General features: G+C 72.0%; 13 protein-coding genes, 2 tRNA genes and 1 pseudogene. 10 read left to right on the top strand and 6 right to left on the bottom strand.

Annotation, left to right across the window (positions count from 1 at the left end; translation table 11 throughout):
- Positions 1–148 precede the first annotated feature (148 nt).
- Entirely contained in the window at positions 149–1,180 is a 1,032-nt protein-coding gene (locus E9998_RS11605) for a LacI family DNA-binding transcriptional regulator (RefSeq protein ID WP_136529847.1), read from the top strand.
- Between the two features lie 3 nt (positions 1,181–1,183).
- Here E9998_RS11605 and E9998_RS11600 read toward each other — a convergent pair whose 3' ends face one another.
- Together E9998_RS11600 and E9998_RS25310 are read right to left on the bottom strand one after the other, a co-directional pair.
- On the bottom strand, positions 1,184–2,440 hold the full coding sequence (locus E9998_RS11600; protein ID WP_136529846.1) for an MFS transporter: 1,257 nt from the start codon (positions 2,438–2,440) through the stop codon (positions 1,184–1,186).
- Positions 2,441–2,471: 31 nt separating this feature from the next.
- Positions 2,472–2,918: a MarR family winged helix-turn-helix transcriptional regulator gene (locus E9998_RS25310; protein WP_158299783.1), complete on the bottom strand. Its 447-nt coding sequence runs from the start codon at positions 2,916–2,918 to the stop codon at positions 2,472–2,474.
- 87 nt (positions 2,919–3,005) lie between these two features.
- Here E9998_RS25310 and E9998_RS11590 point away from each other — a divergent pair, with 87 nt between their 5' ends.
- Positions 3,006–3,743: a hypothetical protein gene (locus E9998_RS11590; protein ID WP_136529845.1), complete on the top strand. Its 738-nt coding sequence runs from the start codon at positions 3,006–3,008 to the stop codon at positions 3,741–3,743.
- Between the two features lie 20 nt (positions 3,744–3,763).
- Here the strand turns inward: E9998_RS11590 and E9998_RS11585 are convergent, their stop codons facing one another.
- Complete coding sequence (locus E9998_RS11585; RefSeq protein ID WP_136529844.1) at positions 3,764–5,179, bottom strand: alpha/beta hydrolase family protein; 1,416 nt, start codon at positions 5,177–5,179, stop codon at positions 3,764–3,766.
- A gap of 346 nt (positions 5,180–5,525) precedes the next feature.
- Here E9998_RS11585 and E9998_RS11580 point away from each other — a divergent pair, with 346 nt between their 5' ends.
- Positions 5,526–6,053, top strand: a complete 528-nt coding sequence (locus tag E9998_RS11580) for an NUDIX hydrolase (protein WP_204745395.1) — start codon at positions 5,526–5,528, stop codon at positions 6,051–6,053.
- Between the two features lie 19 nt (positions 6,054–6,072).
- Here E9998_RS11580 and E9998_RS11575 read toward each other — a convergent pair whose 3' ends face one another.
- Both E9998_RS11575 and E9998_RS11570 read right to left on the bottom strand, forming a co-directional pair.
- The gene (locus E9998_RS11575; protein ID WP_136529843.1) at positions 6,073–7,182 is read right to left on the bottom strand and encodes an ARPP-2 domain-containing protein; all 1,110 of its coding nucleotides are present in this window, start codon (positions 7,180–7,182) and stop codon (positions 6,073–6,075) included.
- Entirely contained in the window at positions 7,170–8,627 is a 1,458-nt protein-coding gene (locus E9998_RS11570) for a hypothetical protein (RefSeq protein WP_136529842.1), read from the bottom strand. The genes E9998_RS11575 and E9998_RS11570 overlap by 13 nt, the downstream gene beginning before the upstream one ends.
- 181 nt (positions 8,628–8,808) lie before the next feature.
- On the opposite strand from E9998_RS11570, the gene E9998_RS11565 reads away from it, so the two are divergent.
- From E9998_RS11565 to E9998_RS11540, 7 genes and pseudogenes are all read left to right on the top strand, one after another.
- Positions 8,809–8,881 (top strand) — tRNA-Ala (locus tag E9998_RS11565).
- Between the two features lie 7 nt (positions 8,882–8,888).
- Positions 8,889–8,964, top strand: a tRNA-OTHER gene (locus tag E9998_RS11560).
- Between the two features lie 66 nt (positions 8,965–9,030).
- Positions 9,031–9,106, top strand: a pseudogene (locus tag E9998_RS25305).
- A 21-nt stretch (positions 9,107–9,127) separates the two neighbouring features.
- Complete coding sequence (locus E9998_RS11555) at positions 9,128–10,480, top strand: SDR family NAD(P)-dependent oxidoreductase (RefSeq protein WP_136529841.1); 1,353 nt, start codon at positions 9,128–9,130, stop codon at positions 10,478–10,480.
- Positions 10,477–11,937, top strand: coding sequence for a leucine-rich repeat domain-containing protein (locus tag E9998_RS11550; protein ID WP_158299782.1), 1,461 nt, complete (start codon positions 10,477–10,479; stop codon positions 11,935–11,937). Before E9998_RS11555 ends, E9998_RS11550 begins: the two co-directional genes overlap by 4 nt.
- 32 nt (positions 11,938–11,969) lie before the next feature.
- A complete protein-coding gene (locus tag E9998_RS11545) occupies positions 11,970–12,401 on the top strand; it encodes a hypothetical protein (protein WP_136529840.1) in 432 nt (143 codons plus the stop codon).
- A 221-nt stretch (positions 12,402–12,622) separates the two neighbouring features.
- Positions 12,623–13,327 carry a hypothetical protein gene (locus E9998_RS11540; RefSeq protein ID WP_136529839.1) on the top strand — a complete coding sequence of 235 codons (705 nt, stop codon included), beginning with the start codon at positions 12,623–12,625 and terminating at the stop codon, positions 13,325–13,327.
- Positions 13,328–13,367: 40 nt separating this feature from the next.
- Here the strand turns inward: E9998_RS11540 and E9998_RS11535 are convergent, their stop codons facing one another.
- Positions 13,368–14,468, bottom strand: coding sequence for an NADAR family protein (locus E9998_RS11535; RefSeq protein ID WP_136529838.1), 1,101 nt, complete (start codon positions 14,466–14,468; stop codon positions 13,368–13,370).
- Between the last annotated feature and the right edge of the window lie 46 nt (positions 14,469–14,514).

The following is a 14,514-nucleotide window of genomic DNA, read 5'->3' as shown; positions in this document are numbered from 1 at the left end:
GCACTTCAGGAACCGAATGCTCGACGGTCCGAACCTCTCAACCGGCGCTGAACACGGGCTTCCCGACCCTCCGGATCGCGCCGGATTTGAGCGTCATCGCAGTCAGATCATTGGAGAGCGATTTCCCAGGGCGTGCTATAACTGGTCGATGAGCGCTGATCCCTCCCCAACCCTTGAGGACGTCGCGAGGGTCGCCGGGGTCTCCCGCGCGACCGTCTCGCGGGTAATCAACGAGACGCGGAACGTCGCCCCCGACATCCAGGAGGTGGTCCGGCAGGCGGTGGCCGCCACCGGCTACGTGCCGAACAGGGCCGCGCGGTCGCTGGTGACGCGCCGCAGCGACGCGGTCGGCGTGGTCGTGGCCGGGACCGATCTGAGCGACAGCCTCTCGGCGGGCCAGTTCCTCAGTGCCCCGTTCTTCGGACGGCTCCTGACCGGCATCATCGGCGCGCTCAAACCCCGCGGCATCTTCCCGGCGCTGATGCTCGCGGAGAGCGAGGCCGACGACACGGCGATCACCGCGTATTTCAAGCAGGGCAACGCCGACGGCGCCCTGCTCATCTCGACGCACCCCGACGAGCGCATTCCGGCGCTGCTCGACGCGGTCGGGCGTCCCGCCGTGCGCTTCGCCCGGCCGGCACGCCCGGCACCGGTGAGCTATGTGGACCTCGCGCATCGCGCGGGCGGCCGCCTCGCCGCCGATCACCTAGCGTCCCTTGGCAGGCACCGCCCGGTTGCGATCTCCGGACCGTTGGAGATCCCCGCCGCGCAGGAGCGCCAGGCCGGGTACGAGGAGGGCTGGGCGCGCGCGGGGTGCGCGTTCGTGCCCGCCGCCGAGGGCGGTTTCACCTACGACAGCGGCGAGCGGGCCATGAAGGAGCTGCTCGACCGGGTGCCCGACCTCGACGCCGTGTTCGCCGCGAGCGACCTCATGGCCCAGGGCGCGATCCACGCGCTGCACGACTCGGGCCGCCGCGTCCCCGAGGACGTGGCCGTGGTCGGCTTCGACGACAGCGCCCCGGCACGCCTGAGCAGGCCCGGGATCACCACCGTCCGCCAGCCGCTCGAAGAGATGGCCGCGGAGATGGTGCGGCTGCTGCTGGAGCGGATCGACGACCCGTCGGCGGGCCACACCTCGGTGATCTTCGACCCCGAGCTCATCGTGCGCGAGTCGGCATGAGCCTCAGACCTCGTCGCCCACGGTGATGAGCTCGGCCTCCCGCACCGCGTCCGAGGAGGGCCGGGCGAGGTGCGCGAGCGTGCGCCTTCCGAAGGCCAGCACGGCGATCGCGACCGCGAGCGCGGCGACGCCGTACCAGTACGGCGCTCCCGCGCCCATGTTCGCGGCGATCGAGCCGGAGACGGCGGGTGCGATCGCGCCGCCGAGGAACCGGACGCCGGAGTACGTGGAGGAGGCGATGCCGCGCGGCAGGTCGGTGGCCTCCATGACGGTCTCGGTGAGGGCGGTGTTGAGCACGCCGAGGAAGAGCCCCGCGAGGATCACCACCGTGACGAGCACCGGCACCGATTCGACGCCGATCGCCATGACGGCCAACGAGAGTCCCAGCAGTGTGAACATCGTGTAGAGCACCGGCAGCAGCCCGAACCGGCGCGTCAGCCGGGGCGCGGCGAACACCGACGAGACCGCGAGGGCGATGCCCCAGCCGAAGAAGATCAGCCCCAGTTCGTGCGCGCCGAAGTCCATGCCGGCCGCCGCGGCGGCCTCCTCGATCGGGTAGGGGGAGTAGGCGAGCAGCGTGAAGAACGCGTAGCTGTAGAACAGGGCGGTGAGGGCGAGCGTCAGCAGCGACCGGTTGCGCACGGCCGAGAGTCCGGCGGTGAACGGCACCTTCGCCGGGCGCGCTTCGGGGCCGCGCAGGAGCGTGAGGATCGCGACGAGGCCGACCGCCATGAGCACGGCCGTCCCGAAGAACGGCCCGCGCCACGACACTTCGCCGAGCGCGCCGCCCAGGAGCGGCCCGACCGCCATGCCGACGCCGATCGCGGCCTCGTAGAGGATCACGGCCTGGCGGCTGCCGCCCGAGGCGGCGCCGACGATCGCGGCGAGCGCCGTCGAGATGAACAGCGCGTTCCCCAGACCCCATCCGGCGCGGAAGCCGATGATCTCGTTCACCGAGTCCGAGGAGCCCGCGAGGGCCGCGAACGCGACGATGAGGACGAGCCCGGCCAGCAGCGTCCGCTTGACGCCGAGGCGGCTGGAGATGAAGCCGGAGAAGAACATCGCGACGGCCGTGATGAGCAGGTAGCTGGTGAACAGCAGCATCGTCTGGGACGGCGAGGCGTGGAGGTCCGCGCTGATCGCGGGCAGGATCGGGTCCACCAGGCCGATGCCCATGAAGCTGACCGCGCAGGCGAACGCGATGGCCCACACGGCGGTGGGCTGGCGCAGGATCGAGCTCGGTTTCGGGTCCTCGGTCATCGGGGGCACTTCGCTTTCGTGTCGGGCGTATTCATCGTTCGTTGAGCCGGTCGGCGAGGTCGCCGAGGAGGTCGGCGGCGCGGGCGAGGACGGCGAGGTCGTCCTCGCCGAGGCGTTCGAGGTGGGGGCGGACGCGGGCGGCGGCGCGCATCCGGAACGCCTCCAGTTCGGCGGCGCCGGCCTGGGTGACGTGGACGACGGCGGCGCGGGCGTCGGCGGGGTCGGCGCGGCGCTCGACCAGGCCGTCCTCTTCGAGGCGGTTGACGGTGGCGGTCATCGCGGGCTGGGTGATGGTCTCGCGCTGGGCGAGTTCGCCGATGCGCAGGTCGCCCTCCTGGAGGAGGTTCGACAGGACGCGCAGGGCGATGAGCGAGCGCTGCTCCCCGGATTTGCGCGAGGCGGTTCGGGCGAAGCGGCTGCCCTGGGAGATGAGCCGGGCGCTGAGCTGGTCGATGCCCTCGGGGCTCCATGAAACCATAGAGCAACTATATACACGTTCTATATAAACTGCCATCGCTTGCACCCGGCCGCTACGGTCGGACCATGACCCCGAACCCTCCGGCCCATGACTGACCGCCCGCCCCGCTGGATACCGGCCTCGGACTGGTGGATCGAACTGCTCCTCGTCCCGCTCGCGCTCGGGACGGCGTTCTGGGCGCTGTGGCACGCGGCGTTCCTGGCCCAACCTGGGAGCCTGTACGGGCTCGGCGCGGGCGTGCTGAGCGGGCTCTGGTTCCTCGTGCTCGCCTTCACCGACCTCAACCGGTACAAGAACCGCGCGGCGCTGCTGCTGATCGTGCCGCTCATCCTGCCGATCGCGGTCGCCTGGCCCGCGGTGGCCGACGCCGCGATGCGCTACCGCGGCATCGTCGAGGAGTGCCCGGTGGCCTCCGAGCGCACCTATGAGGTGACCGGCAAGTACGGGTCGCACTGGGAGCGGGAGTACACGCTCGACTGCTCGCAGGGGGAACCCGAGATCGCGTTCTCGGTGCCCGAACCGGTCGAGACCACTGAGGACTACGACTACGACTACGAGTTCGACTCCGAGTTCGATTACGGCGACGACGGCTTCGGGGACCCCTATGACGACTACGACTTCGGCGACTACTCCGACGAGGACGACGTACCCGACTCGATCGAGGTCGAGTACGACCCGAAGGACCTCATCGGCGCCCGCGCCGACGACTTCGCGACCGAGAGCCCGAGCGACCCCGCCGGCGCGCTCTACTTCGCGGGGTTCCTCGCGCTCGCGGCCATCGGCATCCGCCTCGCGGCGGCGCGGTCCCGGCAGCACGGCCCTTGAGCCGCGCCACCGGGTCCACTTCAGACGATGAGGCCCCAGTAGGCGCCCCAGGGGATCAGCACCGCCACGCCCGCGAGCAGCGCCGCGAACCGTGCCTTCGAAGCCCGGTCGATCCGTGCCCTACCGCGCCGGGCCTGGACGGCGAGAGCGATAGCGGCGGCGACCACGAGGACCGCCGCGGCCTCGATCACCAGCCACGGCACCGGCCTGCCCGCGACCACCGGACCCAGCAGCTCCGTGCCGCCGCTCATGAGCATCCATGCTGCGTAGACGAACACGACCAGCGGCACGATCGGACCGAAGACCGCCACGGTCCGCGACGCCCAGGTCGCCTCCATGCCTGGGCGGCCCCGCAGGCGCCGCACGAGCGCCGCGATCGGATAGGCACCGAACAGGACCGTGAAGAGGACCAGCGCCGCGAGCGTCGCGGTCGCCGTCCCGTACCAGGGCGCCTCGGGAACGGCCGTCGCCTCGACGTCCTGCCCGGGCGCCGCGTCGACCACCACGGCGGACTCGCCTCGGGCCAGACCGTGAATCCAGTCGGCGACGGTGTCCACATAGGTCTGATCGAGCGCGTCCTCGTCGTAGTCCTCGCCGTGCGAACCGTCCTCGCTCGCGACCATCCCGTGGTCGACCCCGGGGATCACCCGAAGCGCGAAGTTCGGATTCCCCGCCTCACGCAGCGTCTCCTCATACAGCGCGAACGAGGTCCCCGGCGCCGTGTTCACGTCGTGCTCGGCGAACACGCCCAGGAACGGCCGGTCGATCCCGGCCAGCGCGGGCAGCGGGTCGTACCCGGAGAGGCGGAAGAGGTCGTCGGCGACGAGCGCCGCGATGAACTGTCGGCCCAGCGGGTCGAGGAGCCTCTCCGAGACGCCCGCATCGTGCAGGCTCTCGCGGTTCATCCAGGCCTGGGTGTCCTCCGGCGGCAGCGCGCTGCCACCGGAGGTGACGACGAACGCGGGCGCGGTCGAACGGGCCGCCGCCTCGATCACGACCCACGCGCCCTCGCTGTGCCCGTGCAGGCCCACCAGGTCCGGGTCGGCCTCGGGCCGCTCTTGGAGCGCCTCGACCGCCGCGACCGCGTCGTCAGCGAGATCCTCAATGGACGCCGACGTGTACGAGTAGCCTTCGTCGGCCCCGCGCTTGTCGTACAGCAGCACGGCCACGCCCGCCTCCGCGAACACCTCCGCGTGCGCCCGGTACCGGTCGCGCTCGCCCGGACCCGAGCCCGCGACGAGCACCAGTCCCGGCAGGCCCTCGGCGCCCTCGGGCGCGATCACAGTCGCGCCGAATTCGCGCCCGGCGCCCTGGACGCTGATCTCGGTCTCGACCAGGCCGCCCGGCTCCTGCGCGGCCGCCGGAGCAACCGCCAAGGCGACCGCGGCCGCCGCCGCGGCGCCCAGCACCGCTGTCGCCGATCTGAGGGATGTCATGTCGGATTGCCTCCCACCGTAGGGGTTCACATCGAAACTCCAACGTAGACAAACCCATGCCCCCGGAGAATCCTGCCAACCGGCCTCTCGTCCCGGGTGCAGGCCCCACCCCCGGAGGTAGTGCCCGCGCGAGCAGACGGCACAGTCGCCCGAAGGCGCCCACGGACCCTCACGGCCCGCTCGCGCGCCCGACAGGTTGCCGACAGCGCGGGTTTCCGATGTCGCCCGCACGAGCGGACCCCACGTCCCGCCCCGTACGCCCAACAGCCGGTTCCCGGCAGCGTCCGCGCGAGCGGACCGCACGGGCACTCACCGGGCCGTTGCGCGGCGCTGGCAGAATGTGCCGGTGCCCATCACCATCGCGCATCTGCGAGAACAGCTCGACGCCTACCTCGACCGCTGGCCCGAGGACGCCGAGACCGTCGCCCCCCTGCTGGCCCTCACCGGCCCCGAGGGCTTCGCCCGCTCCACCATGCCCGGCCACGTCACGGCCTCGGCCATCGTCCTGAACCGCTCCGGCCGTGTGCTCCTGGTACACCACAAGACCCTCGACCGCTGGCTCCAGCCCGGCGGCCACGTCGAACCCACCGACGTCTCCCTGCCCCAGGCCGCGATGCGCGAGGCCGTCGAGGAGACCGGCGTCGCCGCCCTCCGACTCGCCGACCCCGTCCCCCTCCACGTCGACGTCCACGCCATCCCCGCCAACCCCTCCAAAGGCGAAGGCGCCCACTCCCACTACGACGTCCGCTACCTCTTCCGCGCCCCCACCGACGACCTCACCCCCCAACCCGCCGAAGTCCACGCCGCCGAATGGCGCCCCACCACCGACCTCGACGACCCCGAACTCACCCGCCGAACCAACGCCGCAATCTGACCCCCGCCGCGGTGGGCGCTCAGCGGTCCTCGGCGCGGCGGAAGGCCGCCATGTTGAGGACCGATTCGTATCCGGCCGTCCTCAGCCGCTCGCCGAGGGCGTGCACCGAGATGCCGAGCGCGGCCCCGGCCGCTTCCGGGTCCCAGCGCTGTTCCGCCAGCGCTTCGAGCAGTCGACCCCGCCGCAGCTGCGTCTCCGAGAGCCGGAACGAGTGCAGGAAGGCCAGGCGGCCCTCGTCGTCCATGATCGACTCGCCCACGTGCGCCTCGCCGCGCTGCAATGACTTCGGGCGGAAGCGTTGCAGGGTGAACTCCTGCATCCGGTAGGCGTCGCTGATCCGGTAGTCGAGGTCGAGCAGGCCTGCGGCCATGACGTCCTCGTGGAACGTCGCCCACGCCTCCTTGGCGGCGCGGATCTGGGCGCGTAGGTCCGCGACCGTGTCGACCGCGGCGGCGTCGAGCCGCCCGGACAGGTCCGGGGCGTGCGGGTGCAGGTGCGCGTACCGTGCGATGAGCTCGCCGTACTTGTCCTGCACCAGTGTCGGGTGCATCGCGCGGTAGTCGTCGGGGTGCGGGGTGACGAGCGCCCCGGCGAGCGTGTCGGCCGCGTACACCAGTACGCCGCACTGGTCGGGATGGATCTCGAAGACTCGCAGTGCGTCGGCCAGTCCGGTGACGCGGTGCCCTCCGACCGCGGTGAGGTCCTCCCGCGGCGCACCCTTCTCCTTGGAGGCGAACGCCGCCCAGAGGTTCCATGCGTCCACAGGGGCGTTGAACGGCAGCGGCAGGAACGCCTCCAGGGAGGTCTGGTGGGGGATGAAGCGGGTGCGCGTGCGGTGATCGAGCTTCGTGGGCGGCTTGCGCGACTTGCGAACCGTGCGCGCCGCCATCTGGAGCGCGGTGCCGAGCGCGGGCACGGCGGTGCCGTCTCGGGTCCATTCGGCGACGAGTCCGTGCGGCGCGTAGCAGCAGCGGGCGGAGTACGGGCCGTTCGGGCCGTCGGCGTCGAAGCCGCTGCGGTGCAGCCGCAGCGACTCGATCGGCTCGTCCCTCGCGAGCGGCACGAGCCGGATGCCGCCCCACACCTGGGAGGGCAGCGCGGTGAGCCCGTCGAGCGTCAGGCGGCCCACGGCTCCTCCTTCGGGAGCAGGTGACCGACCCGCGCCGCGATGTGCCCGCGCAGGTCCTCCAGTCGCGAACGGCCGGTCGCGAAGCGCGCGAAAGCCACCAGTTCGGGCAGGTCCTCGGCGTCGCGCACGCCCACGGTGGGGGTGCCTTCGGCGAGCGGGCGCACCGTGATCCCGGCGGCGTCGAACACCGGGTTGAGGTGTACGACGGCGGTGGCCCCCTCAGGGTCGAGCCGTTCGGTCCACACCCGCAGCACCTCGGCGACCATTCCTGCGGGCGCGTTGTCCCAGCCGTCGGAGACCACCACGAGGAGGTCCGGTCTCGCTTCGAGGCCGTCCAGGACGCGGTCCCCGAGCGCCGTGACGCCGTGGGCCCGGACGAGCAGCGGATCGGTCGACTTTGAAAGCCACAAGGGACGGTAATCGGCGGCGAGCGCTTCGAGCAGGAAGTGCGACGCCAAGGCGACCACCAGGGGGCGGCGCCGCTTCTCGCTCGAGCCGCTCGACGAGTAGCTGTCGTCGAGCACGGCCGCGACCCGGCCCCAGGTGCCGACGCGGCGTCCCGCGGCCCTGCGCGCGGCCGACCGCAATGCCCCGGTCAACTCCTCGCGGCGGCGCTCGCGTTCGGCGACCGGCAGGGCGAGCACGTACGCCGCGAGCCTGGTCAGCGGCATCCCGCCGAGGTCGTGCTCGTCGGCGGCGAGGGCGTCCGCGCCTGCGCGGGACGCGGCCTCCTGGAGCCGTAGTCGCTCGTTGCGGGTCAGCTGCGGAGCGATGCGGTGCAGGAACGTCGCGCGCGGGATGCGGTGCACGGCGGCGAAGCCCTCGGCGACCGTGTACGGCAGCGCGTACACGGCGGCCTGCTCGAAGTGTGCGCGGCGCCAGGCCTCGAACAGCGGCGTGGCGAAGCGCCCGGAGCGCAATGGGGCGAACAGGAACGCGGCCAGTTCCCCGCTTCCGGGGAGGTCCTCGATCCGAAGGTGCGCGTGGCGGACCGCCGTCCGCAGCGCACTGCGGTACTTCACCGCCTCGAACGCCAGATTTTCACGGCCCAGGAGCCATTCGCGCATGACGGCGCGGGCACGCCGGTTGTTCACCCCGGCCCGCTGCAAGGTCGTGAACAGCCGGTACACGCGGGAGGTCGGCAGGTCGCTCAGCGTCCGGGCGATCAGGTGCCCTTCGATCACGCGCTGCGATCCGGAGGCCTCGCGGCCGGTCTGGAGCAGCCGCAGCACGATCCGCGCCCGGTTGTGGTCGTTGATCCCGAGCGCGAGCATGGCGGCGTACACGTCGCGGTAGTTCACGAGCATGTACTCGTGGAGGAAGTCGAGAGACCAATCCTGCTGCGCCGCATTCGAATGGAACTCCCACTGCCCGGTCGACGCGATAGCGGCGTTGACGAACAGCAGCACGTCTTCGGCGGCGGTGCGGTCGGCGAGGGTGTCCATGGGGCCTTCACGTCAAGGGGAGGGGACGCCGACCGGGGAATGAGAGGCACGAAGGCGAAATATCGCTAGCAAAACGGATCCGGGAATCGCACCGGAGTCCCGCGGTCGGCCCGCCCACCTTATCGTTCCCAATGCGCCTCCGCCACAGCGTTGTAGGACCGCTGTAGGCTGCGGGCAATGCCCGGGCGTAGTGCAGTGGCCGTCACGCCTCGATCGCATCGAGGAGGACGCCGGTTCGAATCCGGCCGCCCGGGCAGGCCCGGCCCCGTAACGCAGCTCGGACGACGTGCCGGACCGCATGTACCGGAGGACGCCGGTTCGAATCCGGCCGGGGCCACGGAAAGCCCGTGCGAGGCCTCCTTACGATTGAGCGGGCCCGTGCATTCCCGCCGGGCGCGAACGAGGCCCCGTAGCGCAGAAGAGATGTCGCGCCGACCACCACAGGTCGGAACACGCCGGTTCAAGTCCGGCCGGGGCCGCGACCATCTGCGGCGGAGGCGATGGACGAACCGACCGAGGCCGATATCGCCGCTTTCCACCGTGTCGTCGGACTCCTCCGCGACCTCCCCGTCGAGCACCCCGCCCGCCTGCGGGCCGAACGCGTCGCCGCCTCCTTCGCCCGCGACGGACGCGACCGCCGCCGCAAGGCCCGCAACCGCGCCGCCGCCGAGGCCGACGCCGCGCTCAAGGCCGCCACCGCCACCGGCGGGGCCGGCCGCGTCCCGGACCTGCCGCTCGCCGAGACCGGAGTGACCGGCGAACTCGCCCGCCCCTTGCGCTGCTACGTCTGCAAACTGCCGTTCCACCGCATCGACGGCTTCTACCATCTCCTGTGCCCCGACTGCGCCGCCGACAACACCGCCCGCCGCACCGCCCGCACCGACCTCGCCGGGCGGCGCGTGCTGCTCACCGGCGGCCGCGTCAAGATCGGATTCGAACTCGCGCTGATGCTCCTGCGCGACGGCGCCGACCTCACCGTCACGACCCGGTTCCCCGCAGACGCCGCCCGCCGCTTCGCCGCCGCGCCCGGCCACGCCGACTGGGCCGACCGCCTCCACATCGCGGCCCTCGACCTGCGCGACCCGCGTCAGGTCGTCGCGCTCGCCGACCGCCTCCTGTCCGACGGCCGACCTCTCGATGCGCTTGTCAACAACGCCGCGCAGACCCTCCGGCGCCCGCCCGAGTCCTACGCGGCGCTCGCCTCGGCAGAGGCGGGTTCGGCCGCCATCGGCTGGCGCGCACCGGGATTCGCCGTCCCCGGGCCCGACACTCCGAGCGTTGAGGGCCCCGGCGTGGACCTCCCCTCTCTCGACCTTGCTGTTCTCGACCCTGCTGTTCTCGACCCTGCCGGGCTCGTACCCGACACGGCGGCCGCCAACTCCTGGTCGGCGGTCCTCGGCGGCCTCGACCCGGCCGAGACACTGGAGGCCTACCTCGTGAACGCGTTCGCGCCCGTCCTCCTGTGCGACCGCCTGCTGCCGCTGCTCCTCGCCTCCGAACACCCGCGCCGCTACATCGTCAACGTCACCGCCGTCGAAGGCCGCTTCGCGGTGCGCCACAAGACCCCTCGGCACCCGCACACCAACATGGCGAAGGCCGCGCTCAACATGCTCACCCGCACCAGCGGCCCGCACCTCGCCGAACGCGGCGTCCACATGTGCGCCGTCGACACCGGGTGGATCACCGACGAGAACCCCGCGCCGATCCGCGAGCGCAGCGCCGCCCGCGGCTTCCGTACCCCGCTCGACGTCGTGGACGGCGCCGCCCGTGTCTACGACCCGATCGTGCGCGGTGAGGCCGGGCACCCCGTCTCGGGCGTCTTCCTCAAGGACTATCAGGAGGCGCCGTGGTGAGCGAGCCCTTCGCGGGCGTCGGCCCCGCCGAACCCCGCCCCCGCGCCGATCTCGCGCCGCTCCTGCGCTGGCTCGCCTCGGGCGAACCGGTCCCCGAACGCCGCGACTTCGCCACGGGAACCGCGATGCCCGACGGCCGCCTGGACATGTGCAAGCAGTCGCTCGGGCCCGCGGCCGCCGCTGACTTGGCCGCGGTTCTGCGCCCCGGCCCCGTCAAGCACCTCCTCCTCGGGACCGACGGCCTCGGCGACACCGGCGCGGCCGAAGTCGCCGCCCGTGCCGGGGACGCGCAACTCTCGACGCTCTACCTGGGCTGCAACGGCATCACCGCCACGGGTGCGTGCAGGATCGCCGACAACCTGCGCGCCTCGCCCGCGGTCGTGACGGGCCTCTGGCTGAAACGCAACCCGATCGAGACGGCTGGAGCGCTCGCCGCGACCGAGTACGCCGCCGACTCGGCCGTCCGCACCCTCGACCTCGTCCAAACCGGCCTCGACGCCGCCGCGGTGGCGCTCATCGCGGCGACGCTGGCGGACGCCCCGCACCACGGCACCGCCGAATGGGCGCAGCGGCATGGGCCGACCGTGCGGAAGGCCGCTGCCTATCGCGCACGCGCCGCGAGCACCAGTGACCCGTCGACCGGCGACGGCGGCGCGTCCGAAACAGTCGGCGTCGCGGCCCGCACCCTCGAGCACGACGACCATGTAGACCCGAAGCTCGCCGAGCGCTTCTCGGGCACCGATTCGAAAATCTCCATGATGGACACTGAGTCCGACGCCCTGCACCTTAATTTCGACGGCTCACCGGTGGACGGTTCCGGTAACCGCACGATGGCTCCCGTGCTCGACGCCTTGTATCTCAGCGGCAACCCGCTCGGTCCCGCTGGAGGCGCGGCGGTCGCCCCGATCATCGCGACCGGCTCGGTCACGGAGCTCTACCTCGCCGCCGCCGGGCTCAGCGACCAGGGCGCCGCCGCGATCGCGGACGCGCTCACCGCCGCGCCGCAAGGCCGCCTGACTCGACTCTCCCTCGCCAGCAACGGCATCGGACCCGAATCGCTCGCCCGGGTCGCCGTGGCGGCGATCGCCGCCGGAGTCGAGGTCCTCGACTTCGGCCGCGTCAAGGCCGCCCGCGTCCTCGGCGCAGCCGCCAACCGCATAGACGAGCCCGCCGCGGCCCGCATCGCGGCGGCCCTCGCGGCGAACCCCCACCGCCTGACCCACCTCGTCCTCGCCGACACCGCTCTCACCAGCCGCGGCGCCCAACACCTCCTCGACGCCGCTCAGCGCGCCGCCACCCCCACCCGCCATCGCCTCGGCAAGGGCATCGCCGCCTCGATCCGCCAGCGTCTCAACGCCCTCAGCGCCGACCTGCCGATTCGGCCCGAACCCGCACCGGCCGTCGCCGCGATCCGAAGCGTCCACCGAACGGCCGGTCCGGGGCGCGAGGCACGATGACCACGGCACGATGGGACCTGCTGCCTGCGTTCATGAAGGTGCGCAAGCACCCCGAGTTCCTTGGCGGCGCGATCTTCTCCGAGGCCGACGGCATCCGGATCTTGCACGGTGACGATGCCCGCGAAGCGAACACGCGCCTGCTCGCGGGCCTGCCCGCATTGAACGCCGTCGAGGTCGACTGGAGCGGGCTGCGCCACCGTGTGCTCGCCGATGCGGGCGCCTCGGACACGAGCCGGACCGAGGCGATAGGGTCGGTGCTCGCTCCCGTGGCCGGGAGCGGGGAGCGGATCTTGCTGCTCTGGGCCTTCGATCTCTGCGTGGAAATCGACGCCGCACTGCTCGGCGCGCACCTCGCGACGGTCCTGGCCGCCGCCCCGGGCCTCCTCATCTTCGTTCCCTCCGAGGCGATCCTGATCGACTGCCGCCCCGACGGCGAAGTCATCGCGGCCCGTCGCGAGCCGTGAACCCGACAGTGCCCTCTCGGCGGATGCCCCGCTGAGGAGGTTCGCGCCCTTGCGTGCTTCGAACGCCGGTTCGGCCGGTGGCGCTCTGCCGTGATCGCGGCTCCCGCCGGCCACTGGCGACGAGGAGGTCTGGGCCGCGCGCCCTCCAGTACCCTTGCCCGTCCGCGCCGGCGTGCCGTTGTGGCACCGTCGGCCTCGGCCCTGCTCAGCTCGGAGGCTTCATGACCCGCGACATCGCCCAACCGGACTACGCGGCGCTTCATGCCCATTACGAGGAGCGTTGGGCGGCGGGTTCGGCCGCATTCCGCAGCGGCACCATGCAGGCCGACCCGGTTCCGTGCGACGGTGATCCGCGGTTCGGGCTCAGCTTCGTGGTCAGAATCGAAGGGGCCCTGAAGGAGCGGATCGCTGCTGAATCGGCGGCGATCGCCTCGCGTTGCCGCGGTAAGCATCTGAATTACGCGCCGGGCGACCTGCACGCGACCGTGCGAAGCGTCGAGGGATTCCAGGACCGGGTGCCGCAGCGGCAGATCGACCACTACCTTGGCCAGTTCAAGCGGGCCGCCGAAGGGCTCGGCCCGATCGGGGCTCGGTTCAAGGGGCTCGGCGGTGCGCCGGGCGGGATCTTCGTGCGCGGCTTTCCGAATGCCGACCTGCTCGAACTGCGGCGGCGCCTGCGCGACGCGCGCGTACCGTTCGGGAACCTCGGGCCCGCTGGAGGGGACGGCGACGGGGTCCGGAACAACGCGCATATCAGTCTGCTGGTGCCGCGCGAGGCGGTTCCCGAACCGGAGGTCGCCGTGTACGTCGACTCGCGCGCGGAGGTGGAGTTCGGTTCGTTCCAGTGCACCGAGGTCTCGCTGGTGGTCTGGCGGCCGGACCGTCATTCGGCCAATGTGGAGGAGATCGAACGCGTCAAGTGGTGAACGGGGCGGCGGTTCCGGACTGCGGCGATGCCCGGGACGCTCAGGCTCGCGTTTCGTGCCGGGCCAGGAGGAGTTCGGAGCGGAGGAGTTCGAGGAGGCGGCCCATCCAGTTGCCGCCGGGATCGGGGCTGTCGATCCAGAATCGGGAGATGAGGCCGCTGTAGCGGATGCGGGCGTCGCCGGTGGCGATCAGGACTTCGGCGAGGTCGGGGTGCTGGTCGACCTTGAGGCGCAGGAGGCGGAGCATGGCGGCGGTGCGCAGGCGGTGCCACTCGGGGACGCGGGAGGAGGAGGCCGCGACGATCGCGGCGGCGGGGGTGGCGCTCCTGGGGTTGGAGGCGGCGATCAGGTCGCGCTCGGAGGGGTCGGTGACGGCGAGCGCCCAGTAGGCGTGGCCGAGCGTCGGGTAGGTCCTACCATCCACAGTGACCTCGTAGGGGAAGCCGTTGTGCAGGCGCTGCACCGGGGGAGCGGATTGGGGGTCGGCGTACCAGGACTGTCTGAGTTCCACGATGGCGGTGGGCGGGGTCTCGGGATCGTCGACGGGGCGCGGGGCCTTCGGTTGCGCGGCGGCGGCCCAGGGGCGGTTGTCCTCGAAGTACCGGTGCGCCCATTCGAGGGCGTGCTCGTCGGGGTCGCCGTCGATGCCGCAGAGGGTGCGGAGTGGGCGGTCCTTCGCGTCCATGTCGCCGAGCACGTACCGGCGGTTGTGATCCGGGATCGCCGTGTACGCCTGCCGAAGCGCGGCGAGGTCCTCTTCGGACCGGCCTTCCAGGTACCGGTCGATCGCGATCCGGCAGCGCTCGACCGAGGTCGGCCGGTCGTTGAGCTCCTCGATGAGGTCGGCGACCTCGGCGAGGAACGCGGCCGAGTCGATCGAGGAGTGGACGTCTTCGAACCGCCACCCCGTGGTGAGGTGGTAGCTGCCGCGGGCGCCGTCGGCGGGCCGCAGCGTCACCTTGCCGCTCGCGAGCATCGCGGCGAGCCCGTCGAGGTCGGTGCGCTCCCAGCATTGGACGACGCCGTCGGCGAAGACGAACAGTTCGGTGGCGTGGTAGTCGAGGTTCTTCACGAAGACGTTCAGCCAGGTGCCTTCGACGCGGACGCCATCGACGGTGCGGTAGGTGCGCTTGCGGATCACGCGTCGAAGTTACCGGGTGGCGGTGCCCGAAAGCCCGCCGCCTGAG

This window comes from Glycomyces paridis, assembly GCF_004912155.1.
GTDB classification, from domain to species: domain Bacteria; phylum Actinomycetota; class Actinomycetes; order Mycobacteriales; family Micromonosporaceae; genus Glycomyces; species Glycomyces paridis.
The sequence above is the reverse complement of the archived record's forward strand: the minus strand, read 5'-3'. Positions and strand labels throughout refer to the sequence as shown.